Raw genomic sequence first — 26,715 nt, forward strand, 5'->3', positions numbered from 1 at the left:
CAGCATGAGGCGAAATTCCCACGCCGGGTCCCGATGATGTGACCCGGCGTGTTCAGCGAACAAGGGGGTGCTCTGTGCCGGATACCGTCGTACGACCGCGCCCCCGCACCGTGTCCGCCGGCGTCGTCGCGCACGACCTGCGCTCCGCGGCCGTCGCGCAGGCGGCGCTTGCCGCTCAGCCCGGCCTCGAGGTCGTCGGCTCCGCTCTCAACGTGGGCACGCTGCTGCACCGCACCGGCCCGTTGAAGGCCGTCGCCCTCGAGGTACCGCCCGTCGACGACGTCGACGTGATGCTCCTCGCGACCTGTCTGCTCGCGACCGGGGCGGCCGTCGTCTGCTTCACGCTCGCCGACACCGACGTGCCCCAGCAGGCCCAGCTCGTCGCCGCAGGGATCGCCCTCGTGGGGGTTGCGCAACTGCCGCGCGAGCTGCTCATGTCGGCGCTGCTGCCCCTTCCTCAGTCTCCCGCCTGGCCCGGCGCCCGCCTCTGGTGATGCCGGCCGGGTGATGCCCGGCCGAGCCAAGCCCCGCCCCGCGGACCGCCCCCCAACCGGGCCGCGGGGCGGTCTTCGGTTGCCGCCGCGCCTCGGGGTCGTGCGGACCCCTGCGGCGCCTCATCCCCGCGCGAGCGCGCGGGCGATCCGCCGGGCGTCGATCGCCATCTCCCGGAACATCCCGCTCAGCGGGTTCGTGTACCCGGTGAACCAGAGCCCCGGCGCCGCCGCACGGCCGCCGGTCGCGACGGGCACGCCGCGGTCGCCGAGCACGCCCAGGTGCCCGACCAGCGGCTCCAGCCCCCGCGCGTACCCCGTCGCGGCCAGCACGACGTCGGGCGTCGCACGGCTGCCGTCAGCGAGCAGGACGGCGTCGCCGTCGAACCCCGTCACGGCCGGCACCACCTCGACCCGGCCTGCGAGGACCGCGTCGACCAGCCCGACGTCCTGCACCGGGATCGCGCCCTGCTGCACCCGCGTGTACAGGCCCTCCGCCGGCACCGGCAGCCCCACGTGCGTCAGGTCGGGGACGCTGGCGCGCCGGACCGGACCGGCCATCCGGTCGACGAGCCCCACGGGCAGCCGTCGCACCAGGATGCCCGTGTACTGAGCGGCCCACGGGCCTTGCGACCGCCGGACGATGTGCGGCGGCGTGCGCACCGCCAGCCGGACGCGCGCCGCCCCGCCGTCGACCAGGTCGACGGCGATCTCCGCGCCCGTGTTGCCCACGCCCACCACGAGCACGTCGCGCCCCGCGTAGGGCGCGGCGTCGCGGTAGGCGCTCGCGTGCACCAGCTCGCCGGTGAACCCGTCGCGACCTGGCCAGTCCGGCGCGAGCGGGGTGTGGTTGTAGCCGGTCGCGACGACGACCGCACGCGCCTGCCGCTCCTCGCCGGACGCGGTGCGCAGCAACCAGCCGCCGGACCTGGCGGGATCAGGGTCGATGCGGGTGACCTCCACGCCCGTCTCGACGTCGAGCCCGTGGCGCGCGGAGTACGTCTCGAGGTAGCGGACGACGTCGGCCCGCGCGACCCAGCGGCCGTACGCCCGCGGGATCGCAAGGCCGGGCAGGCCGGAGAACCGGCGCGTGGTGTGCAGGTGGAGCCGCTCGTAGTGGCGCCGCCACGATGCGGCCACCGAGTCCCGCTCCAGGACCGTCACGCCGAACCCGCGGGCCTGGAGCGCGGCCGCGGCCGCGAGGCCACCCGGTCCGGCACCGACGACGTACACCGTGTCCATCCCGGAAGAGTAGCGGCGGGGCGGCCTGCGCAGGAGGTGCGTAGCGGGCGAATCGTGCACAGCGGGACGTCCCCGGTTGACATCCGGCCCGGCCGTCGGATGAGAGAGTGGGGCCTCGTGGAACCTCAGGTGGTGGTGGCCGGCCCGGCGTCGTGGAACACCCTCGTGCGGCTCGACCGCCTTCCAGAACCCCGCCCGCAGACGGTGTTCGCCCGCGAGACGGTTCGCACGCTCGGCGGGACGAGCGCGGGCAAGGCGCTCCACCTTGCCGATCTCGGCATGCGCGTGCGGCTCGTCACGACCGTCGGCACCGACGCCGAGGCGGACCTCGTGCTGGGCGCGCTCGACCGCGGCGGCATCGAGCTCGTCGCACGACGCACGGACGGGCCCACCGAGCAACACCTGAACCTCATGACGGATGCCGGCGAGCGTGTGTCGATCTATCTCGCGACGGCGGAGCCGGCCGGACCGCCGTCGGCCGAGGTCCTGGCGGGTGCCGGGCACGTCGTCCTCGACCTGAGCACCGCCGGGCTGGAGCTCCTGCCCGCCGCCCGCGCGAGCGGGGCGACGCTGTGGACAGACCTGCACGACTACGACGGCGTCGCCGAGTTCCACCGCCCGTTCGCCGACGCCTGCTCGCACGTGTTCCTCAACGACGACGGCACGCCCGACCACAGGGCCGTCATGGAGGGCCTCCTGGCCCGCGGCGCGACGACCGTCGTGTGCACGCTCGGCGCCCGCGGCGCGGTCGCGCTCACCGCGGACGGCTGGTCCACGTGCCCGGCCGAGCCGGTCGACGTCGTCGACACGAACGGGGCCGGCGACGCCTTCTTCGCCGGGTTCCTCGTCGCCCACCTACGAGGCGAGAGCACGACCGCGTGCCTGCACGCGGGCGCCCGCCAGGCCGTGCGGGCCCTGCGCTCGCGCCACCTGAGCCCGCTCCTGGACGAGGTCCACCCGGCCGGGTAGACCCGTCGAGCGCGGCTCACGGGCGGTCCCACTCGACGACGAGCCGGCCGCTCCTCTGCGTCACCTCCGTGCCGAACGTGGCACAGGCGCGCCGGAACCGGTCGGTGATCCAGCGAGCCTCGTCCGGTGCAGCGAGGCGGGTGAAGCAGTTGTCCAGCGCCAGGGGGACGCCTTCGAGCCGGACGAGCCGCCCGTCGTCGTCGAAGGTCACGAGGAACAGGAGCCCCAGATCGTTGCGCAGGCGGGGGTCGGTCGCGTAGTCGTCGATGAAGTCGCCGAGGTCGTACACGACGGAGTCGTCGACACCGTGGAAGACGTGGGCGGAGTGCCCGGCGACGAGGGTGGCGCCGGCCACCCGGAAGGTCGTCGCTGCCACCCGCACGTGCGGGACGGGATGGGTGACCATGTTCGGGCCCCAGTGCGGAGTCACGAGGACGACGTCGGTGTCCAGCCCGCTGATCGTGTCGAGCAGCCAGGTCGCCGACCCGTGCTCGAGGTCCGCGAACGCGACCCCCGGGCGGCCGGGACCCGCGGCGTAGTCGGCCGGGTGGTCGGTGACGGCCACGACCCCGACCCTGAGGCCGGCGGCCTCGAGGACGATCGGGGCGCGGGCGGCAGCCTCGTCGGCACCGGCACCGACCCAGCCGATCCCGGCATCGGCGAGGTGGCCGAACGTGTCGAGGAGCGCTTCCGCGCCGAAGTCCAGGGCATGGTTGTTGGCGAGGGTCACGCAGCTCACGCCGAGGTGCCGGAGCACCTGGGCCGCGACCGGTGGGGCGCGGAAGAAGAACGGCTTGTCCGGGTCGGGCCACGGTGCGCCGCGATCCGAGACGACGCACTCGAGGTTGAGCACGAACAGGTCCGCCTCGTGCGCGACGGCCACGAGCTCGTCGCTGAACAGCGTGGTCGGCGCGACGACCGCGAGGCGTTGGGCGACCTTGCGGCCCAGCATGGTGTCGCCCGCCAGTGCGACCTTCACGGTCGGCCCGCCCGGGGCGCCGGAGCGAGGTGGCGGGTGAACCAGTCCCGGGCCGCTTCGGCGGCAGTCTCGAGCGTGCCGGGCTCCTCGAAGAGGTGAGTGGCACCGGGGACGACGGTGAGGTGGTTCTCGCACCCCCGGAGCTGGGCCTGCGCCTGGCGGTTGAGGTCGAGCACGACGTCGTCGGCGCCTCCGACGACGAGCAGCGTGGGGGCCGTGACCATCGGCAACCGGGCGGCCGCGAGGTCGGGGCGACCGCCGCGCGACACGACGGCGGCGATGCCGGCGTCGGGTTCGGTCGCGGCCCACAGGGCGGCCGCGGCACCGGTGCTGGCCCCGAAGTAGCCGACGGACAGCTTGTCGAGGCCGGGCTGGGTGCGCAGCCACCGGGTGGCGTCGACGAGACGCTGAGCCAGGAGGCCGACGTCGAACACGTTGGCGCGGTCCCGCTCTTCTTCGGCGGTGAGCAGGTCGAAGAGGAGCGTGCCGAGCCCGGCCTGGTTGAGGACGGTGGCGACGTAGCGGTTGCGGGGGCTGCGCCGGCTGCTTCCGCTGCCGTGCGCGAACACCACGACCCCGGCCGCCACGTCGGGCACGGTGAGGCGGCCGCCGAGGCGGACGGGCCCGGCGTGCACCGTGACCTCCTCGTCCTGCGAGGGCGGGTCGTCGCCCGCGGTGCCCGGCGCCGTCGTCGTCGCTCCTGCGCTCGCCCGCTCCAGGCATGCGATGACCTCGTCGTCGGAGGTCTGGGAGAAGTCGACGTAGTACTCGCTGATCGCGGAGAAGTGGTCGGGGGTGTCCAGGCAGACGAGCTCGTCGGCGTCGCCGCCGAGTCGGGCGGTCCAGTCGGGCGGCGCGACCGGCACGGCCAGCACCACCCGGCCTGCACCGTGCGCCCGGGCCACCTGGCAGGCCGCCCGGGCCGTCGAGCCGGTGGCGATCCCGTCGTCGACCACCACCGCGGTACGGCCCGCCAGCGGCACGCGCGGACGGTCGCCACGGAACCGCAGCGCGCGGCGCTCCAGCTCGCCCCGCTCGCGCGACTCGACGTCGGCGAACTGGTGCTCCGAGACGCCGACCTTGCGGACGATCTCGTCGTTGACGATCCGGACGCCGTCCTCGCCGAGGGCACCCATCGCCAGCTCGGGCTGGAACGGCACCCCGACCTTGCGGACCAGGATCACGTCCAGCGGCGCGCCGAGCGCCGTCGCGACCTCGAAGGCGACCGGGACACCGCCTCGTGGAAGGCCGAGCACGACCACGGGTTCGTCTCGCAGGCGCAGGAGCTTCGTCGCCAGCTTCCGGCCGGCGTCCACGCGATCAGCAAAGGCCATGGCCGCACCACCTCACTCCAAGCCTGCCTCCACGCCGTGCTCGAGGCACGGGTAGGGGCGGTGGCCACCAAGGAGATGCGCCTGCCGATTCCCGAATGTCGCGATAAGCGGCAGACTCAGAGAGGAACCGGACGACAGGAGGCTTGACGATGGCGTTCGACGCGCCTGCCGGTACCGAGCCCACGATGCCGGAGCGGGGTGTGCGGCATGCGCCCCGGATCGAGGAGCTGCTCGCCCTCGTGCGCAGCCGCGGCCGGATCGAGGTGAGCGAGTCGGCCCGCCTGCTGTCCGTCTCGCAGGAGACCGTGCGCCGCGAGCTGCGCAAGCTGGAGGCGCAGGGCCTGGTGCGACGCAGCTACGGGCTCGCGTTTCCCGTGGAGACGAGCTCGTTCGAGACGGCGTTGTCGGAGCGCCGGCAGAGCTTCCCGGAGGAGAAGGCACGGATCGCGGCGGAGGCGGCGCGACACCTGGGCGAGGCGCAGACGATCTTCGTCGACGAGGGCTTCCAGCCGCTCCTCGCCGCGCGGGCCCTGCCGCGGGACCGCGAGCTGACGGTGCTCACGTCGTCCCTCCCGGTCGCTACGGAGCTGTCGGCCAGGCCGAACGTGCAGGTCATCATGATCGGCGGGCGGGTGCGCGGCAAGACGCTCGGCGTCGTCGACGGCAGTGCCGTGGACATGATCCGCACGTTCCGCCTCGACCTCGGGCTGATCGGCGCGAACGGCGTCACCATCGAGGACGGGCTGACCACGCCCGACCCCGCGGTCGCGCGCGTCAAGGCCGCCGCGATCGAGGTGAGCCGGCGGCGGATCTTCATCGGGGCGCACCACAAGTTCGGCGTCACCAGCTTTGTCCGGTTCGCGGGGCTGGAGGATTTCGAGGCGATGATCACCGGCACGCAGCTCAGCTCCGTCCGTGCGCGCGCCTTCCACGCGGCCGGGGCGAACATCGTCCAGGTGTGAGACGAGCGCTCCCCGAGCGTGACCGATTGGCCTGCGGGGGGCACCAGTTCGTGCCCGGTTCGAGACCGGTTCCGCCACGCCCGAACGGACGAGGATCGAGCCCCGGAGCGCCGCAACCCGGGCAGACCGGCCCACCCCTCAAGCCTCGTCGGACCGCCTGCAGGACGGGACCCTCCGGCGTCCGACGTCGGGCCGCGCAATACCGCGTGCGTTTCCGCAATCCCGGTGACCGTTTCGAAAACACCGTGATTGACCCCCATTCCGGCCCCGCCTGAGCATGTTCCAGTCCGCGTTTCACGACAGGACGACATCTCACGCCATCCCACGACGAAGTGACGAGAAGGGTCAAAGCAATGATGCTCACGAGGATCTGGCGCCACAAGGCCGCGCCCGCCGGGCTCGCGGTCGGTGCGCTGGCCCTGGCGCTGACCGCCTGTTCATCCTCCGGCGATGCCGGAGGAGGCGCCGGAGGCGACGTCAAGCTCACCATCGCGACGGTGAACAACCCGCAGATGCAGGACATGGAGGAGCTCAAGAGCCACTTCGAGGAGGACAACCCGGGGATCACCGTCGAGTTCGTCACCATGGAGGAGGGGGACCTGCGTGCAGCGGTGACTGCCGACGTCGCCTCCGGTGCCGGCCAGTACGACATCGTCACCGTCGGCGCCTACGAGGTCCCGCAGTGGGGTGCACAGGACTGGCTCCTGGACCTCACCGAGTCCCTCGAGGGGGATGCCGCGTACGACGTGGACGACATCCTGCCCCCGCTTCGTGACGCACTCTCGGTCGACGGCAAGCAGTACGCGGTGCCGTTCTACGGGGAGTCGTCGATCCTCATGTACAACAAGGCTATGTTCGCCGAGGCGGGCATCGAGATCTCGAACAACCCGACCTGGCAGGAGGTCGCGGAGTACGCGGCCGTCCTGGACACCGACGAGCACGCGGGCATCTGCCTGCGCGGCAAGCCCGGCTGGGGCGATCTCTTCGCTCCTCTGACCACGGTCGTGCAGACCTTCGGTGGCAACTGGTACGACGAGAACTGGGACGCCCAGGTGAACTCGCCCGAGTTCGTGGAGGGCGTCGAGTTCTACGTCGATCTCCTCACCGAGCACGGGCAGGCGGACCCGGTGTCCTACAGCTTCACCGAGTGCCTGAACCTCCTGAGCTCCGGCAAGGTCGCCATGTGGTACGACGCTTCTGTCGCGGCGTCGATCCTCGAGGACCCCGAGGCGTCCGAGGTCGCGGGCCAGATGGGTTACACCCACGCCCCCGTGTACAAGACCGAGGAGTCCGGCTGGCTCTGGTCGTGGAACCTCGCGATCCCGAAGACGACGAAGAACCCCGAGGCCGCGACCACGTTCGTGAAGTGGGCCACGAGCAAGGAGTACCACCAGCTCGTCGGCGAGGAGCTGGGCTGGACCCGCGTCCCGCCGGGCGCGCGCACGTCCACCTACTCCATCCCCGAGTACCAGGAGGCAGCGGCCGCGTTCGCTCCGATCACCCTCGAGGTGATGGAGAGCGTGAACCCCGAGCAGCCGGGCGTGGACCCACAGCCGTGGGTCGGGATCCAGTACGTCCCGATCCCGGAGTTCCAGGACGTCGGCAACCAGGTGGCGCAGCTCGTCGCTGACGCGATCGCCGGCCGTACCACGGTCCAGGACGCCCTCGACCGCGGGCAGGACATCGCCCAGACCGCCGGCGACCTGCAGAAGTAGTCCGCAACGACGGGCCGATGCTCTCGGGTTCACCTGGCACGAGGTGCCAGGTGAACCCGGGAGCCGGCCGGAGGCGACATGACCAGCAACCCTGAAACGACATCACCGCGAGGTCCCGCTGTGGACACGAGCACCGCACCCAAGCCCCGCGGGATCGGGAACGGCGCGCGATCGAGGCGAGACGCACAGCCCGTCGCCGCCGGCGCGGCCGCCAAGCAGACAGCGAGGCTCGCCCGCGGCCTCGTCCTGCCCGGCATGACCTTCACGATCCTGCTGACCCAGATCCCGTTCGTCGTGACGATCGTCTTCTCGTTCCTGCGATGGAACCAGCTGCGTCCCGACGAGATCCGCTTCACGGGCTGGGACAACTACGCCGTCGTCTTCACCCGACCGGAGTTCCTCTCGTCCCTCGGCGCAACCGTCATCATCACGGGCTCGGCGGTCCTGCTGTCCTTGGTGTTCGGCCTGTTCCTCGCAGTCCTGCTGGACCGCAAGTTCCGCGGACGCGGCCTGGCCCGCACCCTGGCCATCACGCCGTTCCTGGTCATGCCCGCCGCCGCAGCGCTCGTGTGGAAGTGGCTCATGCTCGACTCCAACGTCGGCATGGTCAACTGGTCCCTCGGGCTGCTCGGGATCGACCCCGTGCAGTGGAACACCAACTTCCCGCTGGTCACCATCGTCGCCGTCCTGGTGTGGCAGTACACGCCGTTCATGATGCTGATCCTGATGGCCGGCCTGCAGAGCCAGGGCGGGGACGTGCTCGAGGCGGCAGCCGTCGACGGCGCCGGACCGGCCCGCATCTTCTGGTCCCTGACCCTGCCCCACCTGCGGCCCTATGCCGAGATCGCGACCCTCCTCGGGTCGATCATGCTGCTACAGGTCTTCGACCCGATCGCGATCATGACCAAGGGCACCGGCGGCACGAAGACCCTGTCCTACCTGCTGTACGAACGAGCCTTCATCGGCCTGGACATCGGCCAGGCCGCCGCGTTCGGCGTCATCGCCGTCATCGTCACCATCGGCGTCGCGATGATCGCGCTGCGCAGCACGTTCTCCATCTTCGTCGAAGGGAAGGTGCGCTGATGCGGATCTTCAGGGAAAGCCTGATCACCACCCTGACGTGGCTGATCGTGCTCCTGCTCTTCTTCCCGGTCGCGTGGATGGTCATCACCGCCCTCAAGTCCGAGAACGACGCCGCGGCCATCCCGCCCCGGTTCGACGCCGCCCTCACCCTGGACCAGTTCCGGGCGGTGATCGACACCGGGATCGGCGACTACCTCACCAGCTCCTTCATCGCGAGCGTCGGATCCACCCTCCTGGTCCTCGCCCTGTCCATCCCCGTGGCGTACGGGCTGTCGATCCGGCCCATCGTCAAGATCCGGGACGTGCTGTTCTTCTTCATCTCCACCCGGTTCCTGCCCGCCGCCGCATCCATCCTGCCGATCTTCATCATCCTCAAGACCCTCGGCCTGCTGGACAACATCAACGTGATGCTCCTGCTCTACACCGCGATGAACCTCCCCATCGCCGTCTGGATGATGAGGTCCTTCTTCAACGAAGTACCCGAAGAGATCGTCGAAGCAGCCCGCCTGGACGGCGCGAACCTCCGCACCGAGCTCATCCGCGTCGTCCTGCCCATCGTGCTACCCGGCGTCGCCGCCGTCGCACTGATCTGCTTCATCTTCGCCTGGAACGAATACTTCCTCGCGAACATCCTCACGACCGTCGACGCCCGCACCGTCCCACCCTTCCTGGCCAGCTTCGTCTCCGGCCGTGGGCAGTTCCTCGCCATCCTCTCGGCCGCATCGACCCTCGCCGTCCTTCCGGTCGTGCTCGCCGGCTGGCTCGCCCAGAAGCAGCTCGTCCGCGGCCTGGCCATGGGGGCAGTCAAGTGAGCCTGAACCTCCGCAGCCCGCTCGGGTCTCTGGCCGGCACGGACGCGCCCGGCGTCGACCTGCCCTCGTACGACCGCTCCGGCATCCAGATGGGCATCGTCCACCTAGGCGTCGGCGGCTTCCACCGCGCTCACCAGGCGCTGGCGATCGACGACCTGCTGCGCCGTGGCGAGGCCCGCGAGTGGGGCATCTGCGGCGTCGGCCTGCTGCCCGGCGACGCCGCGATGCGCGACGCGCTGAACTCGCAGGACGGTCTCTACACCCTCGTGACGAAGCACCCCGACGGCAGGCTCGACGCCCGCGTCATCGGCAGCCTCGTCGAGTACCTCTTCGCGCCGGACGACCCGGAGGCGGTGCTGGAGCGCCTCGCCGACCCGGCGACCCGCATCGTGTCCCTGACCATCACCGAGGGCGGCTACAACTTCGACCAGGTCACCGGCGAGTTCGACGCGACGACGCCCGCCGTCGTCGCGGACGCCCGTCCGGGGGCGGTCCCGACCACCGTGTTCGGCTACGTGGTAGAGGCCCTGGCCCGTCGCCGGGCGCGCGGCCTGGCGCCCTTCACGGTGATGTCCTGCGACAACGTGCAGGGCAACGGCGAGAAGGCGCGGACCGTCTTCTCTGCCTTCGCGGCCCTGCGCGACCCGGAGCTCGGGCGGTGGGTGCACGACGCCGTCGCGTTCCCCAGCTCGATGGTGGACCGCATCACCCCCGTGACCACCGACGAGGACCGCGAGCTCGTCCGCGAGCGCCTCGGCGTCGAGGACCGGTGGCCCGTGGTGGCGGAACCGTTCTTCCAGTGGGTGCTGGAGGACCGGTTCCCGCTCGGCCGGCCGCCGTTCGAGGACGCGGGCGTCCAGCTCGTCGAGGACGTGGAGCCGTACGAGCTCATGAAGCTGCGGCTGCTCAACGCCAGCCACCAGGCGATCGCGTACTTCGGGTGGCTGAGCGGCTACCGGTACGCACACGAGGCGGTCGCGGACCCGGTCGTGGCGACGTTCGTGCGCGACTTCATGGACCGCGAGGCGACGCCGACGCTGCGGCCGGTGCCCGGCGTCGACCTCGACGCGTACAAGACGACGCTCCTCGAGCGGTTCGGGAACCCGGCGGTGCGCGACACGCTCGCGCGGCTGTGCGCTGAGTCGTCGGACCGCATCCCGAAGTGGCTGGTGCCGGTGGTGCGCGAGCAGCTCGTCGCCGGGGGCGAGGTCGCCCGGTCCGCCGCCGTCGTCGCGAGCTGGGCCCGCTATGCCGAGGGCGTCGACGAGCAGGGCGAGCCGATCGACGTGGTCGACCGGCTCGCGGACGAGCTCGTCCCGCTCGCCCGGTCGCAGCGCGACGACCCGGTGGCGTTCCTGCGCAACCGTGCGCTGTTCGGGTCGCTGGCCGAGGAACCGCGCTTCGTCGAGGCGTACCTCGACGCGCTCGGGTCCCTGCACCGCGTCGGCGCCCACGCGACGTTGGAGGCACTCGTCGCCGGTTCTCGGCGGTCGGGCTGAGCGACGGGCGGCTCGACACGACCTGAACTGGTCGCGGCTGCTCAGCCCGGCCAGGCTGCCGGCGTCGACCAGGTAGTTGTTCACGATCTGGACCTCAGAACGTGAACAACTACCTGGTCGTCTCGGCGCTGCCGAGGATGTCGTCGCCGTCGAGGTCACCGGCCGCGAGCGCGGCGTCGTAGCCGGACGGGAACGTCACGGCGTGGACCAGCCAGCGACCTCCGCTGTAGTCGGTGTCGCCGGGCGCGGCCTCTGCCACGTTGAGCTGGTGGCCGCCGAGGTCGTAGATGACGTCGAACGAGTGGACCGGCGCCCCGGTACCGGACAGGTCGTTGGGCGTCGCGACGGTTCGGTACGCCACCCCGTCGACGTAGAACGCCTCCCCGCTCACACCGGCCTGGGCAGCCGCGGCGGGCGGCAGCACGGCGCCGGCCGCGAGTGCGACCGTGCCGACGGCGGCGAACACTCGGGTGCGGTTCATGGTTCTCCCCTCTCCGGCCGGCCCGTGCGGCCGGCTCTCCTCCACCTCACCGCGGCACGGCTGCCAGTTCCATGACGGCGGTCTTACCCCGTGCTGACAAGGTGGTGACGCGCCTGCCTGCCGGCTCCGACAACAGTCCTCACCCCACGTGCCCGCGCCTACGCTGGGTGCGTGGCCCGGGTCCTCGTGGTGGACGACGACGTCACCGTCGCCGAGGTGGTGGTGGCCTACCTGGAGCGCGCCGGGCTCGCGGCTGAGCACGCCGCCGACGGGCCTACGGCCCTCGAGGCAGCGGCCGCCCGGCCGCCCGACGCCGTCGTGCTCGACGTCATGCTCCCAGGCCTCGACGGGATCGAGGTATGCCGCCGGCTGCGGGCCGTCCGGCCCGGTCTGCCCGTGCTCATGCTCACCGCGCGCGGCGAGGAAGAGGACCGGATCCTCGGGCTCGAGGTCGGCGCCGACGACTACGTGACCAAGCCGTTCAGCCCCCGCGAACTCGTGCTGCGCGTGCGGTCGCTGCTGCGGCGCGCGCTCCCAGATCCCGACCCCCGCGCGACGCCCGACGGCGACCCGGGGCACGTACTGCCGTCGGGCACGCTACGCGACGGCGACCTGGTGCTCGACGCCACGGCCCACCGCGTGCTGCGCGACGACCGGGAGCTGCAGCTCACCGTGCGCGAGTTCGACCTGCTGCACTATTTCCTCGCCCACCCGGGTCAGGTGCACGACCGCGAGACGCTGCTGCGCGAGGTGTGGGGCTGGGAGTTCGGCGACCGCTCGACCGTCACGGTGCACGTGCGACGGCTGCGGGAGAAGGTCGAGGCCGACCCGTCGCACCCGACCCGGCTCGTGACGGTGTTCGGCGTCGGGTACCGCTGGGACGCGTCGGTGCCCGCTCGCACGCAGGCCCAGGTTGGTGCGCCGTGAGCCCCGTGCTCGAGGGCGTCGCGCTGTCGGCCGGGGTGGCCGCGGGGGTGGGCGCGCTCGGAGCCGTCGTCGTGCTCACCGTCGGCCGACGGCGGCCCACGTCCGCGGCGGTGCTGGCGCCGCTCGTGGTGGTCGGGTCGGTCGCGGCCGCCGTCTACGCCAGCGCGCGGGCAATGTTCCTGTCCAAGGGCGACTCCGCGACCGTGCTCTGGCTGCTGCTCGCTGCAGTGCCCGTAGCGCTGGGGGTCGGGCTCGCGCTGGCAGTGCGCACGCAACGAATCTCCGCGGAGCGGACGGCGGCACTCGCGGCGCGAGACCGGGACCGTGAGATCGAGAAGCGCCGGCGCGAGCTCGTCGCGTGGGTGTCGCACGACCTACGCACGCCCCTGGCCGCAGTGCGCGCGCTCGCCGAGGCACTCGAGGACGGGGTCGCCGAGCCGGCCGTGGCCGTCAAGGGCATCCAGGCCGAGAACCTGCGCATGAGCGAGATGGTCGACGACCTGCTCGCGCTGTCGCGGCTGCAGTCCGCGGGACTTGAGCTGCGCCGCGACCCGGTCGCGGTGGGCGACCTTGTTTCAGACGCGCTCGCGGCCGCAGCGCCGTTGGCGGACGCCGCGAGGGTGACGCTGTCTGGCGAGGTCGAGTCGCCCGTGGTGGCGCGGGTCGACGCGCGTGAGGTGGCCCGGGCGCTGACCAACCTGGTCGCCAACGGCGTCCGGCACACCCCCGTGGGCGGTGCAGTGCGCGTACGGGTGAGTGCTTCGGGGCGCGGGGCCGACGGCGGCCCGGCGAGCACCGCCGTCGTCCAGGTCACCGACGGGTGCGGCGGCATCCCGGCCGGCGACCTGGCTCGGGTGTTCGACGCCGGTTGGCGCGGAACCGCCGCGCGGACGCCCGGAGTCGGCGGAGCCGGCATCGGGCTGTCGATCGTGCGCTCGGTAGCGGACGTGCACAGCGGGAGCGTCATCGTCGAGAACGTGACACTGCCCGACGGCGGCACCGGCTGCCGCTTCACGCTGACTCTCCCCACGTGACTCGTGACCGTACCTGGGCATGGGTCCCGCTGCTCAGCGTCGCGGAGGTGCGTCGTGCAGAGCGCGCGTAACCAGGTGACGGGACCCCGAGGATCGGTCCGATGACCTGACCTGCCGGTAGGGGCCTTGGAAGGCCCCTACGCGACGCCGGGTTTAGTTGGTGTCCCACCGCCACGAGGCCCGCACCGCGGCACCGAGGCAGATGGCTCCGAACAGGACGAGGACTGCTCTTGGGTTCACGCCTGCTGCTGGGCGCAAACGCCTTCACGGTCCGGGCTGGTCGCCGTGCTCGCCGACCGTGCGGTGCGGGGCCAGGTCCAGGCGTACCTCAGGATGAGGGCGAGAACGATCAGTTCCAGTACGACGCCAAGGCCGTAGAAGTACAGCCAGAACCCGCCAGCCACGTTGAATACCGTGACGGGGACGTAGAGCGCGGCCACGGCGAGGTTCGCGATGCGGCTCACGCGGGCGGGCAGCGTCATCGACAGCACGACCATGAAGATCGGGATGGCCATGAGGGTCAGCGCCGTGGTCGAAAAGGTCTGGGAGAGGTCGAACTCGAAGACCCGGCCGTCGAGGATGTCTTCGACGATGCCGGGCGTGAAGAAGCCGAGAATGTCCACGTAGGCGTACAGGAACATGAAGCTTGTCCACGCTGCGGCGAGCTTGGCTCTCACCGGGATCCGCTGGTCTTCCAGTGTGGTGGTGGGCTGACGTGTGCTCATCATGGGCTCCGTTGTCGTGGTGAGGATCGGTGGGTCCACGCTCGCTGAGCCCGGCGGCGGGCGCACCGGCCCGGAGGCCGGAGTTCACCTGGCCGATGGCATGGTCTCTCTCTCGTACTTTCGGCCGGTACGCCGAGGCACGCCGATCCCTAGGCTGGAGCCGTGGTCACCTTCCGGCGCTCCATCTGGCATGAGCCGCGGCCTGCTGACGCCCCACCCATCGGTCGGCTCGACTGGCTGCTGGTGGGCGTGTTCGCGGCCGCCGCCCTGGTCGAGGGCATCGTTCGGCCGGGCTTGGCCTGGCGACCCCTTGTGACGGTGCTCGCCCTGGCGCTGGTGCCCGCCCTGCTCTGGCGGCGGGGTCGCCCCCTCATGGCCGCCCTGGTCGGGTGGGGCGTCGCCGGGCTGCTCTCGGTCCTCCAGCTGACTGCGCACGCCGGGAACCTCGGCCTCTACTCCATGATGGCCGTCCTGATCCTGCTCTACTCCCTGGTGCGGTGGGGCTCGGGACGGGAGATGGTCTTGGGGACGGCGTTCGTGACAGTCGTCGTCGCGCTCGGGATGTACGCCTCCTCCGCGGGCTGGGCCGACGTTTTCGGCGGGAGCGTCCTCTTGCTGTTGTTCGTCGCCCTCGCGGCGGTGTTCCGCTACCGCGCGGACCTCTGGCATCGCCAACAGCGCGAGATCCGCAATCAGGAGCGGGTGGCGCTGGCGCGCGAGCTGCACGACACCGTGGCCCACCACGTCTCGGCCATCGCGGTGCAGGCGCAGGCCGGTGGCGTGGTCGCCGGCACCCAGCCTGAGAAGGCTGCCGAGGTCCTGGCCGCGATCGAGTCTGAAGCGTCGCGAACCCTGGCGGAGATGAGATCCATGGTGCGGGTGCTGCGTGAGGAGGAAGCCGTCGCCTACTCACCGCAGCTGGGTGTCGCGGACCTGCCTGCTCTGGCGCGCGCCGACGCGACGCCGACCGTCGAGGTCTCGCTGAACGGTTCGTTGACCCGGCTGGCACGACCCGTGGACGCCGCGCTCTACCGGCTCGCGCAGGAGTCGCTGACCAACGCCGTACGGCACGCCCGGAGCGCGACCCGCGTCGGGATCGACGTACGCCGGGAGGGCGACGCCGTCAGGCTGCGTGTCAGCGACGATGGACAGACCGAGCCAGGGCCGGCCCCGGAGCCTGGGTTCGGCCTGCTGGGCATGGCCGAACGCGCCCAGCTCCTCGGCGGATCGCTCTCCGCGGGGCCGAGGCCCGAGGGCGGCTGGGTGGTCGAGGCCGTGCTGCCGGTGGAGGCGCTGGCATGACCATCCGTGTTGTCGTGGCCGACGACCAGGACTTGGTCCGGACCGGGCTGGTGATGATCCTCGGCGCGCAACCCGACCTCGAGGTCGTGGGGGAGGCAGCAGACGGGCTCGCAGCGCTCGACCTGGCGACCCGGCTGCGTCCCGATGTCCTCCTCGTCGACATCCGGATGCCCGGGCTCGACGGCGTCGAGGTGACGCGGCGCCTGGCCGGGCCAGACGTGACGGACCCGATGGCGGTCGTCGTGATCACCACCTTCGACCTCGATGAGTACGTCCTCGGCGCCCTACGCGCCGGCGCCCGCGGCTTCCTGCTCAAAGACGCCGGGCCGGAGCTCCTCGTGCAGGCCATCCACGCGGCGGCCAACGGGGACGCGCTGATCGCCCCCAACGTCACCCGCCGGCTGCTGGCGACCTTCGCCGACCAGGCACCGGGGGTACCGGTCCAGCCCATCGACCCGCTCACCGAGCGCGAGGAGGAGGTGCTCGCGCTGGTGGCCCGGGGCCGGACCAACGCCGAGATCGCCACCGCGCTCTTCGTCGGCCTGAGCACGGTCAAGACCCACGTCGCATCGTTGATGACCAAGCTCGGCGCCCGCAACCGCGTCGAGATCGCGATGTGGGCATACGACACCAGACGCGTGAGAGCCGGTTAGTGGTTACGGATCGCAGCGTGGGCCCGTGGGAGCGCTCGGCGGGACATACCGGACAGCGCGGCTCGAGCCATCCGCAGCAGCGCTCGTGGACCGGGTGTGTGGACAGGTCCTGAGCGGTTCTACAAGGCCTCAGACTCCAAAGGCCGCGGAAACGTTGAGTTTCCGCGGCCGGCGAGTCGGGCTGACAGGATTCGAACCTGCGACCTTCCGCTCCCAAAGCGGACGCGCTACCAACCTGCGCCACAGCCCGCGGCATGGGCGACCTGCCCGTACGCACCGCGCCAGTGTAGTGCCCCGGGCAGTGCTGGCACGCCTCGGAGTACGTTCCACCGGGTGGGGTTTGCTAGGGTGAGGCCCGCGGTCCGACGACCGGTGGCGTACCCAGGGCGATCCGTCCCCGGGGGCGCGCGGGACGTCGCCGGGCACCGTGCGGGCGTAGCTCAATGGTAGAGCCCTAGTCTTCCAAACTAGCTACGCGGGTTCGATTCCCGTCGCCCGCTCTCCCCCGCGAGAGCGCAGGTCAGAAGCAGTTTCTGACCTGCGCTCCCCGCGTTCCGGAGGCTCTGGGTGCTCCGCGTACGCCCGTCAGTTCTCGATGCCTATCGCGCACAACTGGCCGGCGACCTGGTTCGCGTCGGTCACGCCGATCGAGGGGCACTTGCGGTACAGCCAGAGCGGCAAGGTCGCACTGCGATGTCGAGGATGACGCGTATGCCGTAGTCGTACATGAGGTCCATGACCTCGTCGAACCACTCGAACCGGAATTTGCCGTCCGTCGGTTCAAAGGTGTCTCAGGCGAGATGGCCCAGTCGCACGATCTGGGTGCCGGCCTCCCGCATCATCGCGACGTCGCGACGCCAGGTTGAAGGACCGGAATCGTGCGGGTGGTAGTTGGCGCCGACGAGAAGTCCTCGGTCGGATCCGTTTCCGGGTTCTGGCGCATGAGTGCTCAAATTGACTCGCAGTTCCTCGACGTCGACGGGCTGCTCGGGGAGGCGACAAGGGAGCCACGCCTTCGGGGGCGGCGCGTCCACGCCGCCCCCGAAGGTGTCCGCATGTCAGGCGGTGCCGGTGACGGCGGTGCCGTCGCGGGTCACGGTGTACTCGATCGTCTGGCCGCTCCAGAAGTGGAACGTCAGGAAGACCGGCTCGCCGTCCTTGAGGCAGTCCAGGTACAGCTTGGTCAGCAGGATGGTCCCGCTCTCGTAGTCAGGCCGGAAGTCCTCCCAGAACCCCAGGAACGTGGTCCAGTCGATGGAGCCGGCCGCGGTGCCGTCGGCGTAGACCGACTCCATCATGGACAGCCGGTCGCCGTTGAACGCGGTCGGGATCGTCAGCCCCGCGTTGGTTCCGGTGGCGTCCTCGATGACGACGTCCTCGGAGTTGATGAAGTTGAGCTTCCAGGGCATGCCGTCGGAGAAGTAGATCTTGAGCTGACCGCTGGTGCCGATCTCCCGGTCGCCGAGGATGCGCTTGATGAACTTCGCCTTGATCGTCAACGTGGTGCCGTCCAGCGAGTAGTCCTTGCCGGCCTGCAGCGTGGTGGTCCCGCCGTGGGACGTGAAGGTACTGCTCGAGAACCGCTAGGGAGGGCGCTCCCCGAAGACCGCTTGCGGGGCCCCTCATCGGCGAAGGTATGCGGTACCCGCACTTCCTCGGATTCATCTGACCTATTGACAGGTGATATGTGTAGATGCATCCTAGTTTGGACACATGACCCAGCAAACATCGATGTTCCGGTCGCACAAACGGACCAAGGGCTCGATGAAGGGAGACATGAATGCTCGCAACGAAGCGAATCTCATTCATCAGACGTCTTGTCAGGGGCGCGGCCGTCGCAATCAGTGCCGCTCTGGCTTCGACGCTGGTCGGGGTCGTGCCCGCGCAGGCGGCCTCGACCTGCTCGTCGGGCGGCACGGTCGCGATGGGCAAGTACTACGTGAACAACAACCTCTGGGGTGCGGGCTCGGGTTCGGGCTGGCAGTGCTCGTGGGACTCCTGGCAGTCCGGCGACACCATCGGGTGGGGAACCACCTGGAACTGGAGCGGCCAGACGAACTCGGTCAAGAGCTACTCCAGCGTCGTCCTGGGGTGGCACTGGGGCTGGCAGCGGCCGGGCACCGAGCTTCCGGTGCGCGTCGGCGACTACCGCTCCATCCCGACCACGTGGAACTACACGGTGAACCAGGCCGGGACGATGAACGTCGCCTACGACCTGTGGCTGCACCCGATGTCCAACCCCGGCTCGTCGAACAACCCCACCGACGAGATCATGATCTGGCCCTACCGTGACGGCGGGGCAGGACCGGCCGGGAGCTACCAGGCGACCGTCACCATCGGCGGCGCCTCCTGGGACCTGTACCGAGGCTGGATCGACGCCGGCAACGGCGTCGGCTGGAACGTCTACTCGTTCATCCGCACCTCCAACACCACCTCGGTCAACCTCAACCTGCGCGACTTCACCGGCCACCTGATCTGGCGCGGATGGCTCAGCGGCGACAAGTACCTCTCCAGCATCCAAGCCGGCACCGAGATCTTCCACGGCAACGGTCGCGTCGACACCAACAACTACTGGGTCGACATCCAGTAAGGCCATGAAGGTGTTGTCACTGGCGTTGAGTCCCGCGAGCCGGTCGATCAGGCCACCGACGTCGTCGGGCACGCCGGGGCGCGCCCGACAGGGGCGTGGGAGCGACCGACGTGAGTGGAGGTTCAGGTACTCCCTGGTCTTCTCCGTCACCGGGACCAACCGGATCAGCACCGGCGGGAAGTGCCTCGACGCGGAGAGCAACGGCACCGCCAACGGTACCCGGGTCATCTGGTGGGCCTGCGGGTCCGGGACGAACCAGCAGTGGACGTTCCAGCCCGACGGCACCATCAAGGGCGTCCAGTCCGGCAAGTGCCTCGACGTACGCCAGGCCGCCACCGGTAACAACAGCGTGCTCATCCTCTGGACCTGCAGCGCCGCGAACAACCAGAAGTGGACACGGTTCTGACCCGTCCACGAAGACCGACGCCGGGCAGCCTGGGTCAGCGACTCAGCCGCCCGGCGTCGGCGCCCCGCGAGCCTGAAGGAACGGCCTCCGTGCGGACCTACATCTGAACAGAACTCCTGACTCAAGGCACTGGTGCCGACACCTCGCCCCGCTTGCGGCCCGCGTGTTCAACTACCCGCGGGCCGCCACGCCGGAGTTACCGTCTGGTCCACTGCTGGTTGACCTGTCCGCCGCCGCAGGTCCAGAGAGTGACCTTCGTGCCGTTGCTGGTGCCCCAGCCCGAGGCGTCCAGGCACAGGCCGGACTCCACCCCGGTGATGGTGCCGTCGGCGTTGACGTTCCACTGCTGGTTGGCTTGTCCGCTGCAGTCCCAGATGACCACCTGGGTACCGTTGCTGGTGCCGTGCCCGTAGGCATCCAGGCATTTGTTGCCGTACACCATGAGCTGCTTGCCGGCGGTGTAGGTCCACCGCTGGTTGGAGCCACCCCAGCAGTCCCACAGCTGCACGCCGGTACCGTTGGCGGTGCCGAGCCCGGTGACCTCGAGGCAGCGACCGGACTGGACACCCACGATCTCGGTGGTGCCCGCGGAGCCAACGCTGCCGGGTACTGATCGCAGTGCGTCGTACCAGACCGCGGCCATCTTGTCGTATCCGGCGGCGGTCGGGTGGACGCCGTCGGTCAGGTCGGCGGTGGTCAGGGCGCCGTGCATGTCGACCAGGTGCACGTTCTTGCCGGCGTTCATCTTGCTCTGGACGATGCCGGGGATCGCGGCGTTGTAGCTGTTGACCGCGGCATCCCCCTCGCTCCAACCGAGCGGAGTGATCTGCGCGACGAACACCTCGGCGTTCGGCGCCGTCGTGGTGATGCGGTCGATCAGTGCGGACAGCCGGTTCGGGGCGCTGGAGACGTTGAAGTCCTGCAGGATGTCGTTGGTGCCGATGTGCAGCAGCACGGTGCGCGGCTGGTAGGTGTTCAGCCAGCCGACGATGTTTGCGTCGATCTGGTCGATACGCCAGCCGGGGTGGCCTTCGTGATCGTGGTCGCCGAGACTCGCGGGCCCGTTGAACTGCGACCCGACGAAGTCCGTGGTGTACCCGGCGTTGGCCAGGCGCTGCCACAGGCCGATCCGGTATCCGCCCGGCGTCTGTGTGCCCTCGGTGATGGAGTCACCCAGCGGCATGACACGTACCCCGCCGTTGGACTCCGCACTCGCGGGACCGATCGGCGTCATCGCCATGGCCACCACGACACCAAGCGCCGCGATCGGCCCGAGCCACCTTGCTCTTGTTCGCATCACTTACTCCTGGCATGCGTAGGAATATTTTCGTTGTGGGCGTTGCCAGCCGGCGCCGGTCCGGGTCGGCGTCGACTGTCCCGACCTGTGCATTCCCCGACTAGCCGCCGTCAAGCTCGCTCAGCGTCCCTGCCGCCGGATCTGCGGGGCGGGCTCGGCCTTGCACCGAGCCCGCCCGCTACATCCCCACGCGATCCTGATCGCAGCAACCTGTGACATCGCTCAGCCGATTCGGCATGAGCTGTTGCCGGCGAACGTCAGGTACACCAGACCTGCGTCACGCCACTAGCGCTGCAGAGTCAGCAGACCCGGCCGATAGGGCAGGCGGCCGTAGTCCATACCGTCAGAGCTGGGGTCGCGCCCCTGGTAGAGGAACTGCAGGTTGCAGGGGTCGATGGTCTTGGTCTGGTCGGGGTTGGTGCGAACCAGATCGCCGTGGCTGATGTCGTTGGTCCAGGTGGCGCCACTGTTGGCCTTCCCTGCGAAGGGGTTGCTCTCGGTGGCGGCCTGCGGGGTCCACGTGCCGTCGAGGCTGGTGGCCGTGAACGAGCGGAAGTAGCGACCGTTGTTCCCCATGGCCTCGACGATCATGAGGTACTGGTTCTGACCCTGGACCTTGTAGACCTCAACCGCCTCGAACAGGTTTGCCTTCGTGTCGGTCATGATCTTGGTGTAGCTCGAGCCAAAGCTGCCCGGGAAGTTCCCGAGGGGCATGCTGGACCGGTAGATGTTGCCTTCGTCGTCGGCGAAGAACATGTACATGTTCCGGTCGTCAGCGATGAGGGTCTGGTCGATGGGAGCCCCGACGGGAAGGGTCCCTGTGAAGAGTTCCTGGTGCGGGCCCCAGCCGTTGGGGTTGGTGGGGTCGCTCGAGGTGCGGTAGGAGAAGGTGTATGGCCAACCCCACTGGTAGGCGAGCACCCAGGTGTTCTTCGGGGCGAAGTAGAGAAGCGTCGGCGCAACAGCATTGAAGCTCGTCATCTGGGTCTGGCCGGCCGAGGCCATGTCGGACCAGTTCGTGAAGGGGCTGAAGGCCATCGAGCCCCAGCTGCCGCCCGGAGGGGCTACGTTGTCGTGAGTCGACCCGTAGACGAGGTACTGGCCGTTGTGGCGGACTGCGGTGAAGTCCTTGAGCGCGACCGACCCGTTCTGCGGTTGTGCCAGCGGGCCGGTCGATGTCCAGTTGTACGTCGACGGAAGAGTGCACGTGCCGCTCCCGCCGTCGACCCGGACGAGCTGCCACTGCTGGTTGCTGCCGCCCCAGTCGCTGTACTGCACGACGTTGGCGCCGTCGTTGGTCGCCGCGTTCTGGACCTCGACCGCCTTGTTGCTGTTGCGGTTGATCAGGCGCACGTAGCCGCTGTCGGAGTCGGCCAGCCGGAACTGCTGGTTGGCGCCGCCGGTGTCGGTCCACTGGTGGATGGCGGCACCGTCGGCGGTCGACCAGCTGGACACGTCGACCACCTTGCCGGAGTGCCGCGCGCGCAGCTTGTAGTAGCCGCCGCCGGCGTCCACGAACTGGAACTGCTGGTTGGTGCCGTTCGTGCGGGTCCACTGGTGGAGCCGGGCCCCGTCGGCGGTGGACACGCCGCTGACGTCCAGGGCCTTGCCACTGTTGCGGTTCAGCAGCACGTACCAGGCGGTCGTGTCGACCGTGGCAGCTGAGGCCGGGCCGGTGGCCGCGACGATGCCGCCACCGGCCATCACCGCCGCCACTCCAGCGGCGACGACCCGCATCAACCACCGACGTCGCCGCGACGGCGGCGCGATCGATGAAGAGCTAGCAAAGGCAGACATGATCCTCCTTGATCAAGAGCCGAACGGTTCACCCGAAGAGGGCGCACTGCGACGCATGCCCGGGCGCATGCTTCGAAGTGTTAGCGCTAACAATCCCGTGTTGGCGTGGCCACGCCGATCAACGCTCCGACGAAGCAAATTGCCCGGTAAGTCAGGCTTCGTCGGCTGACCAGATTGTGAGCGCTAACACGCCGTTGCGTCAAGTAGTAAACGTTCTATGTCCACCAGCTGCAGCCGGTTCCCCGGCAGGCCCAACGGACTCTTGGGCCCGGGCGGGTCCCGCTGAGAACACCATGCCGGACGCCTGCACCACATCGGAATCGGTCGAACCCAAGCCGGAACCTACGTCCTGAACCTGGCCGAAGGCCTCAACATCCAGACCATCGGACGCCGCCACGGACGAGATCTTGCGCCCGAATTTTCCAGTTCACCCGCTCTGTGCCCCAACCTTCCTCGCGCGTCGCCCGTCTGACGTGGCATGAGGAACTACGCAGCGGTACATCCGGTCATCCTCGGTGGCGACGCCGGCGCCTACAGCCTCGCTCGCGCCTTTCACGAGGGCTACGGCGTCAGGTCGACCGTCGTGTCCATCCGCCCGACGCCCACCGTCGCGCACTCCAACATCATCCGGAACGTCGTCGAACCGCGCCTCGACGACCCCGCCGTCATGGTCGAGCTGATCCGCCGGGCCGCCGCGACGGCCCCGGGCCCGGTCATCGCGCTCACCTGCGTGGACTGGTACGTGCGGGCGCTCGCGGAGCACCGCGCGCGTCTGGAGGACGTGGCGGTCGTCCCCTACCCGCCGGTCGGTCTGCTCGACAGGGTGATGGACAAGCGGCGGTTCTCCGAGCTCTGCCATGAGATCGGGGTCCCACACCCGCGCACGGAGGTTCGCGACGGCGGGGAGCCCGTCGGCGACCTTGACCTGCGCTATCCGGTGATCGCCAAGCCCGGTGACAACACGGCGTGGCACCAGGTGTCGTTCCGCGGCAAGGCGAAGGTGCACCTGGTGCGGGATCGCGCCGAGCTGGCCGCGCTCCTGAAGGCGGCCGGGGAAGCGGGCTACCGACGGCCGATGATCCTCCAGGAGTACGTGCCCGGCGACGACTCGCAGATGCGGATCATGACCACGTACTCAGATCTCACGGGCGCGGTGCGCATGGCGTGGGGCGGTCGCGTGCTGCTCGAGGAGCGCACGCCCGGGACGCTGGGAAACCCGGCGGCGATCCTCACCGGCGGGCTTCCGCAGGTCGAGGCAGACGCCCGCCGGCTCGTGGAGCACCTGGGCTGGACCGGGTTCGCGAACTTCGACGTGAAGGTGGACCCGCGTACCGGCGTCGGGCACTTCTTCGAGCTGAACCCGCGCACGGGGCGGTCCAACTACTACCTGACCGCGAGCGGGCTGAACCCCGCTGCCTACTGGATGGCGGACCATCTCACCGGGCACTGGCCGCACGCCACGGAGCCGCTGGAGGTGCTGTACCGGATCGTCCCGGGCTTCCTCCTGGACAGGTACGTGCACGACGAGTCGGTACGCGCCGCCGTGCGCCGCGCCCGCGTCGTGCACCCGCTGAAGTACAGGCGGGACCCGTCGCCGCGCCGCGACGCCTGGGTACGTCTCGCTGAGCTGAACCAGGTGCGCAAGTTCTCGCAGTACCACCCGCTGCAGGAAGCGGGCGGGGTGCCCGGGCAGCCTGAGGCCCCGTCCGCGGAGCGTGAGGTTGCCTGACGTCGGCGCGCCCGGCGCCGGGGCCGCGGAAACGTTCGTCGGCGTGCTGGGCGGGGTCGGGCCGCTCGCGACGGTCCTGTTCATGGAACGCGTCGTCCGGTTGACCGACGCGGCACGCGACCAGGACCACGTCGACATGGGTCTGCAGCACGCGACCGTCCCGGACCGGACAGCGTTCGTGCTGGGGCGCTCCGTCGACGATCCGGGGCCTGTGCTTGCTGCCGACGCGCGGCGACTCGCCGGGGCGGGGGCCGCCTTCCTCGTGCTGCCGTGCAACACGGCACACGCGTTCGCCGGCGCGATCGCCGGGGCGACATCGATCCCGCTGCTGTCCGCCGTGGACGTGACGGTGTCCGCGGTGCTGTCGAGCGACGCCTGGACCGGTTGCCTCAGCGGGTCGCGGCCGGAGGCCGTCGGCCTCCTCGCGACGGAGGGGACGATCGAGTCGGGCGTCTATGTGGACGCCTTCAGCGCGCGCGGCATCAAGGCCCTGGTTCCGGACGTCGTCGGTCAGGCGACCGTGACGTCCCTGATCTACGACGGCGTGAAGGCGGGCCGTGGCAGTGACCTGACCGCGCTGGAGGGCGTCGTCGCCAACCTGCGCCTCCGTGGGGCGGGCGCGATCGTACTGGGGTGCACCGAGCTGTCGGTCGCGGCGGCGGCGACCCCTCCGGGCCTCCTGCCCGACGTCGTGCTCGTGGACGCCCTCGACGAGCTGGCCCGGGCAACGGTGCTGCGCGCGGGACGCAGGCTGCGCGCGGACGGACAGCACTCGCCGATGCGGCGACGACCCCCGGGCCCCTGACGATGTTCGAGGACGACGCCACCGTCCATGCAGCGGTGGGACTCCCCACGCACTCCGTCCCTGACGCGGCGACGACACCCGGTCTGGGGATGCCGGTCCGACAGTAGGTTGGGACTCGTGAGCGAAGTCGAGTGGCTGAACCAGCACGAGCAGCAGGCGTGGGTCACGTTCGTGAGCGGCACGGTGCTGCTCAACCGGGTGCTCGATCAGCAGCTGCGCGCCGACGCCGGGTTGTCCCACGTGCAGTACGGCATCCTGGCCCGCCTCTCCGATGCACCCGGTGGGTCGATGCGGATGCTGGCGCTCGCCGAGGCCATGGCGGTCTCCAAGAGCGGCCTGACCTACCAGGTCGTGCAGCTGGAGAAGGAGGGCCTGGTCAGTCGCGCGGCCTGTACCACCGACGACCGCGGGGTGATCGCTGCCATCACCCCGCTCGGCATGGAGGCGATGCGCCGAGCGGCACCCGGCCACGTCAACCTGGTGCGTGAGCTGGTCATCGACGCCCTCACCCCCCAGCAGCTGGACCTCCTGGCCGAGTGCCTGGCCCAGATCCAGCGCAAGATCGTCGAGCGCCAGATGTAGCGGAGGCGCCCCGGGACGCACGGCCGGCTGCGACGGCGGCGCCCCTCATTCACATGGCTCGGCCTCGGTCGCCCGGTCAGGCCGAGAGCATCCGGCGCCGTCGGCCATGCGGCGGCCGGCTTCCCCGAGCCCGTCGGCGAGCGCCTGCAGCTGGTCGGGCGTGAGCACGTCGATGAGCAGCTCCTTGACCCTGGTGACATGGCCGGGGGCTGCCCGCTCCAGCAGCGCCATGCCCTCATCGGTGATTCCGGCGAAGACGGCGCGCTCGTCGCTCGTGCACGAGCGCCGACGCACGAGCCCCGCCTTCTCCAGCTGCGCGACCTGATAGGTCAGCCCGCTCTTGGAGTTGACCAGGTCACCGGCCAGCTCCGCCATCCGCATCTCCCGGCTCGGAGCCCCGCTGAGCCGGGCGAGGATCTCGTACTGCAGGCCGGACAGGCCGACCTCCTCCTTGAGCCCGTGGTCCAGCCGGCGGTACAGCAACGCGTGAGCGTTGGTGAACGCCCGCCATGCCCGCATCTCGTCGTCACTCAGCCATCTCGTGTGACCCACGCCACAGCTCCGTCTGGTTGTTCGAATTGGAACGACCATCGTATCGTAGCGCCGTCGTTCGAATTTTAACTAACGGAAGCGATCTGGAGACGCCATGACCACCAGCACCCCCGCCGCCGCCGTGCGCACCCGGGTCCGCATCCCGCTGCGCTTCCCCGACGGCTTCGAGGTGGCGACCGAGGCGATCACCTTCCACGGCCTGGTCGACGGCGCCGAGCACGTCGCCCTCGTCCTCGGGGACCCGACGGCCACGCCCACCCCGCTGGTGCGTCTGCACTCCGAGTGCCTCACCGGTGACGTATTCGGCTCCGCCCGCTGCGACTGCGGCCCTCAGCTGCGCGAGGCCACCGAGCGCATCGCCGCAACCGGCGGCGTCCTGCTCTACCTGCGCCAGGAGGGCCGCGGCATCGGCCTGTACAACAAGCTCGACGCCTACGCCCTCCAGGACGCGGGACTGGACACCTACGAGGCGAACCTGGCCCTGGGCCTGCCGGAGGACGCCCGCGACTACACCGCCGCCGCCCAGATGCTCAGCGCTCTCGGCATCGCCGAGCTGGACCTGCTCACCAACAACCCAGACAAGGCGCAGCAGCTGCGGGCGCTCGGCCTGTCGGTGTCCCGGAGCGTCCCCACCGGCGTGCACACCAACCCCAGCAACCTGCGCTACCTGCACGCCAAGGTCCAGCACACCCACCACACCATCGACCTCGCGCCTGTGGCGTCCCTGGTCGGCTGACCGTCGGGACGGA

General features: G+C 70.3%; 26 protein-coding genes, 2 tRNA genes and 1 pseudogene. 18 read left to right on the forward strand and 11 right to left on the reverse strand.

Translation table 11 applies throughout. The features are described 5' to 3' along the window. Positions 1–74 precede the first annotated feature (74 nt). Entirely contained in the window at positions 75–494 is a 420-nt protein-coding gene (locus tag L1785_RS01545; RefSeq protein WP_236087370.1) for a hypothetical protein, read from the forward strand. Between the two features lie 120 nt (positions 495–614). Here the strand turns inward: L1785_RS01545 and L1785_RS01550 are convergent, their stop codons facing one another. Beyond that, a complete protein-coding gene (locus L1785_RS01550) occupies positions 615–1,733 on the reverse strand; it encodes a flavin-containing monooxygenase (protein ID WP_236087371.1) in 1,119 nt (372 codons plus the stop codon). A gap of 117 nt (positions 1,734–1,850) precedes the next feature. Between L1785_RS01550 and L1785_RS01555 the strand changes: the two genes are divergently transcribed. Further along, positions 1,851–2,702: a carbohydrate kinase family protein gene (locus L1785_RS01555; protein ID WP_236087373.1), complete on the forward strand. Its 852-nt coding sequence runs from the start codon at positions 1,851–1,853 to the stop codon at positions 2,700–2,702. A 16-nt stretch (positions 2,703–2,718) separates the two neighbouring features. Here L1785_RS01555 and L1785_RS01560 read toward each other — a convergent pair whose 3' ends face one another. Together L1785_RS01560 and L1785_RS01565 are read right to left on the reverse strand one after the other, a co-directional pair. After that, on the reverse strand, positions 2,719–3,681 hold the full coding sequence (locus L1785_RS01560; protein WP_236087375.1) for a CapA family protein: 963 nt from the start codon (positions 3,679–3,681) through the stop codon (positions 2,719–2,721). Continuing rightward, complete coding sequence (locus tag L1785_RS01565) at positions 3,678–5,015, reverse strand: phosphoribosyltransferase family protein (RefSeq protein WP_236087376.1); 1,338 nt, start codon at positions 5,013–5,015, stop codon at positions 3,678–3,680. Before L1785_RS01565 ends, L1785_RS01560 begins: the two co-directional genes overlap by 4 nt. A gap of 149 nt (positions 5,016–5,164) precedes the next feature. On the opposite strand from L1785_RS01565, the gene L1785_RS01570 reads away from it, so the two are divergent. The 5 genes from L1785_RS01570 (at position 5,165) to L1785_RS01590 (ending at position 11,086) form a co-directional block, all read left to right on the forward strand. Further along, a complete protein-coding gene (locus L1785_RS01570) occupies positions 5,165–5,977 on the forward strand; it encodes a DeoR/GlpR family DNA-binding transcription regulator (RefSeq protein WP_236087377.1) in 813 nt (270 codons plus the stop codon). A 353-nt stretch (positions 5,978–6,330) separates the two neighbouring features. After that, positions 6,331–7,692: an ABC transporter substrate-binding protein gene (locus L1785_RS01575; protein ID WP_236087378.1), complete on the forward strand. Its 1,362-nt coding sequence runs from the start codon at positions 6,331–6,333 to the stop codon at positions 7,690–7,692. A gap of 120 nt (positions 7,693–7,812) precedes the next feature. Continuing rightward, positions 7,813–8,775 (forward strand): carbohydrate ABC transporter permease, encoded by a 963-nt coding sequence (locus L1785_RS01580; protein WP_236087379.1) that lies wholly within the window; start codon positions 7,813–7,815, stop codon positions 8,773–8,775. Further along, positions 8,775–9,587, forward strand: coding sequence for a carbohydrate ABC transporter permease (locus L1785_RS01585; protein WP_236087380.1), 813 nt, complete (start codon positions 8,775–8,777; stop codon positions 9,585–9,587). Before L1785_RS01580 ends, L1785_RS01585 begins: the two co-directional genes overlap by 1 nt. A 2-nt stretch (positions 9,588–9,589) precedes the next feature. Then, on the forward strand, positions 9,590–11,086 hold the full coding sequence (locus L1785_RS01590) for a mannitol dehydrogenase family protein (RefSeq protein ID WP_504861687.1): 1,497 nt from the start codon (positions 9,590–9,592) through the stop codon (positions 11,084–11,086). Between the two features lie 109 nt (positions 11,087–11,195). On the opposite strand, the gene L1785_RS01595 is transcribed toward L1785_RS01590, so the two are convergent. Further along, on the reverse strand, positions 11,196–11,567 hold the full coding sequence (locus tag L1785_RS01595; RefSeq protein WP_236087381.1) for a hypothetical protein: 372 nt from the start codon (positions 11,565–11,567) through the stop codon (positions 11,196–11,198). Between the two features lie 171 nt (positions 11,568–11,738). Here L1785_RS01595 and L1785_RS01600 point away from each other — a divergent pair, with 171 nt between their 5' ends. Further along, positions 11,739–12,494: a response regulator gene (locus L1785_RS01600; protein ID WP_236087382.1), complete on the forward strand. Its 756-nt coding sequence runs from the start codon at positions 11,739–11,741 to the stop codon at positions 12,492–12,494. Beyond that, a complete protein-coding gene (locus L1785_RS01605; protein ID WP_236087383.1) occupies positions 12,491–13,528 on the forward strand; it encodes a sensor histidine kinase in 1,038 nt (345 codons plus the stop codon). Before L1785_RS01600 ends, L1785_RS01605 begins: the two co-directional genes overlap by 4 nt. A gap of 236 nt (positions 13,529–13,764) precedes the next feature. Here the strand turns inward: L1785_RS01605 and L1785_RS01610 are convergent, their stop codons facing one another. Next, positions 13,765–14,253 (reverse strand): DUF6326 family protein, encoded by a 489-nt coding sequence (locus L1785_RS01610; protein ID WP_236087384.1) that lies wholly within the window; start codon positions 14,251–14,253, stop codon positions 13,765–13,767. 162 nt (positions 14,254–14,415) lie between these two features. Between L1785_RS01610 and L1785_RS01615 the strand changes: the two genes are divergently transcribed. Further along, entirely contained in the window at positions 14,416–15,555 is a 1,140-nt protein-coding gene (locus tag L1785_RS01615) for a sensor histidine kinase (protein ID WP_236087385.1), read from the forward strand. Next, positions 15,552–16,208, forward strand: coding sequence for a response regulator (locus L1785_RS01620; RefSeq protein WP_236087386.1), 657 nt, complete (start codon positions 15,552–15,554; stop codon positions 16,206–16,208). The genes L1785_RS01615 and L1785_RS01620 overlap by 4 nt, the downstream gene beginning before the upstream one ends. 176 nt (positions 16,209–16,384) lie before the next feature. Here L1785_RS01620 and L1785_RS01625 read toward each other — a convergent pair. Continuing rightward, positions 16,385–16,458 (reverse strand) — tRNA-Pro (locus tag L1785_RS01625). A gap of 179 nt (positions 16,459–16,637) precedes the next feature. On the opposite strand from L1785_RS01625, the gene L1785_RS01630 reads away from it, so the two are divergent. Continuing rightward, positions 16,638–16,708, forward strand: a tRNA-Gly gene (locus tag L1785_RS01630). A gap of 138 nt (positions 16,709–16,846) precedes the next feature. On the opposite strand, the pseudogene L1785_RS23365 reads toward L1785_RS01630, so the two are convergent. Both L1785_RS23365 and L1785_RS01635 read right to left on the reverse strand, forming a co-directional pair. Next, a pseudogene (locus L1785_RS23365) lies at positions 16,847–16,981 on the reverse strand (beta-galactosidase); the annotation flags it as partial. Between the two features lie 285 nt (positions 16,982–17,266). Next, positions 17,267–17,746: a hypothetical protein gene (locus L1785_RS01635; protein WP_268914720.1), complete on the reverse strand. Its 480-nt coding sequence runs from the start codon at positions 17,744–17,746 to the stop codon at positions 17,267–17,269. A gap of 338 nt (positions 17,747–18,084) precedes the next feature. On the opposite strand from L1785_RS01635, the gene L1785_RS01640 reads away from it, so the two are divergent. Together L1785_RS01640 and L1785_RS01645 are read left to right on the forward strand one after the other, a co-directional pair. Next, on the forward strand, positions 18,085–18,798 hold the full coding sequence (locus L1785_RS01640) for a GH12 family glycosyl hydrolase domain-containing protein (RefSeq protein WP_236087388.1): 714 nt from the start codon (positions 18,085–18,087) through the stop codon (positions 18,796–18,798). A 4-nt stretch (positions 18,799–18,802) separates the two neighbouring features. Further along, on the forward strand, positions 18,803–19,204 hold the full coding sequence (locus L1785_RS01645; RefSeq protein WP_236087389.1) for a ricin-type beta-trefoil lectin domain protein: 402 nt from the start codon (positions 18,803–18,805) through the stop codon (positions 19,202–19,204). Between the two features lie 196 nt (positions 19,205–19,400). Here L1785_RS01645 and L1785_RS01650 read toward each other — a convergent pair whose 3' ends face one another. After that, on the reverse strand, positions 19,401–20,501 hold the full coding sequence (locus L1785_RS01650) for an RICIN domain-containing protein (protein ID WP_236087390.1): 1,101 nt from the start codon (positions 20,499–20,501) through the stop codon (positions 19,401–19,403). A gap of 285 nt (positions 20,502–20,786) precedes the next feature. Continuing rightward, positions 20,787–22,298 (reverse strand): non-reducing end alpha-L-arabinofuranosidase family hydrolase, encoded by a 1,512-nt coding sequence (locus tag L1785_RS01655; RefSeq protein ID WP_236087391.1) that lies wholly within the window; start codon positions 22,296–22,298, stop codon positions 20,787–20,789. 478 nt (positions 22,299–22,776) lie between these two features. Between L1785_RS01655 and L1785_RS01660 the strand changes: the two genes are divergently transcribed. The 3 genes from L1785_RS01660 to L1785_RS01670 all read left to right on the forward strand — a co-directional run bounded on the left by L1785_RS01660 (position 22,777) and on the right by L1785_RS01670 (position 25,414). Then, on the forward strand, positions 22,777–24,027 hold the full coding sequence (locus L1785_RS01660; protein ID WP_236087392.1) for a carboxylate--amine ligase: 1,251 nt from the start codon (positions 22,777–22,779) through the stop codon (positions 24,025–24,027). After that, positions 24,014–24,832: a cysteate racemase gene (gene cuyB / locus L1785_RS01665; protein ID WP_236087393.1), complete on the forward strand. Its 819-nt coding sequence runs from the start codon at positions 24,014–24,016 to the stop codon at positions 24,830–24,832. The genes L1785_RS01660 and cuyB overlap by 14 nt, the downstream gene beginning before the upstream one ends. A gap of 117 nt (positions 24,833–24,949) precedes the next feature. Beyond that, a complete protein-coding gene (locus tag L1785_RS01670; RefSeq protein WP_236087394.1) occupies positions 24,950–25,414 on the forward strand; it encodes a MarR family winged helix-turn-helix transcriptional regulator in 465 nt (154 codons plus the stop codon). Between the two features lie 45 nt (positions 25,415–25,459). On the opposite strand, the gene L1785_RS01675 is transcribed toward L1785_RS01670, so the two are convergent. Beyond that, on the reverse strand, positions 25,460–25,966 hold the full coding sequence (locus tag L1785_RS01675) for a MarR family winged helix-turn-helix transcriptional regulator (protein ID WP_236087395.1): 507 nt from the start codon (positions 25,964–25,966) through the stop codon (positions 25,460–25,462). Positions 25,967–26,060: 94 nt separating this feature from the next. Here L1785_RS01675 and L1785_RS01680 point away from each other — a divergent pair, with 94 nt between their 5' ends. After that, complete coding sequence (locus L1785_RS01680) at positions 26,061–26,702, forward strand: GTP cyclohydrolase II (protein WP_236087396.1); 642 nt, start codon at positions 26,061–26,063, stop codon at positions 26,700–26,702. The last annotated feature ends 13 nt before the right edge of the window (positions 26,703–26,715 follow it).

The sequence above is a fragment of the Antribacter soli genome (genome assembly GCF_021568775.1).
GTDB lineage: Bacteria > Actinomycetota > Actinomycetes > Actinomycetales > Cellulomonadaceae > Antribacter > Antribacter soli.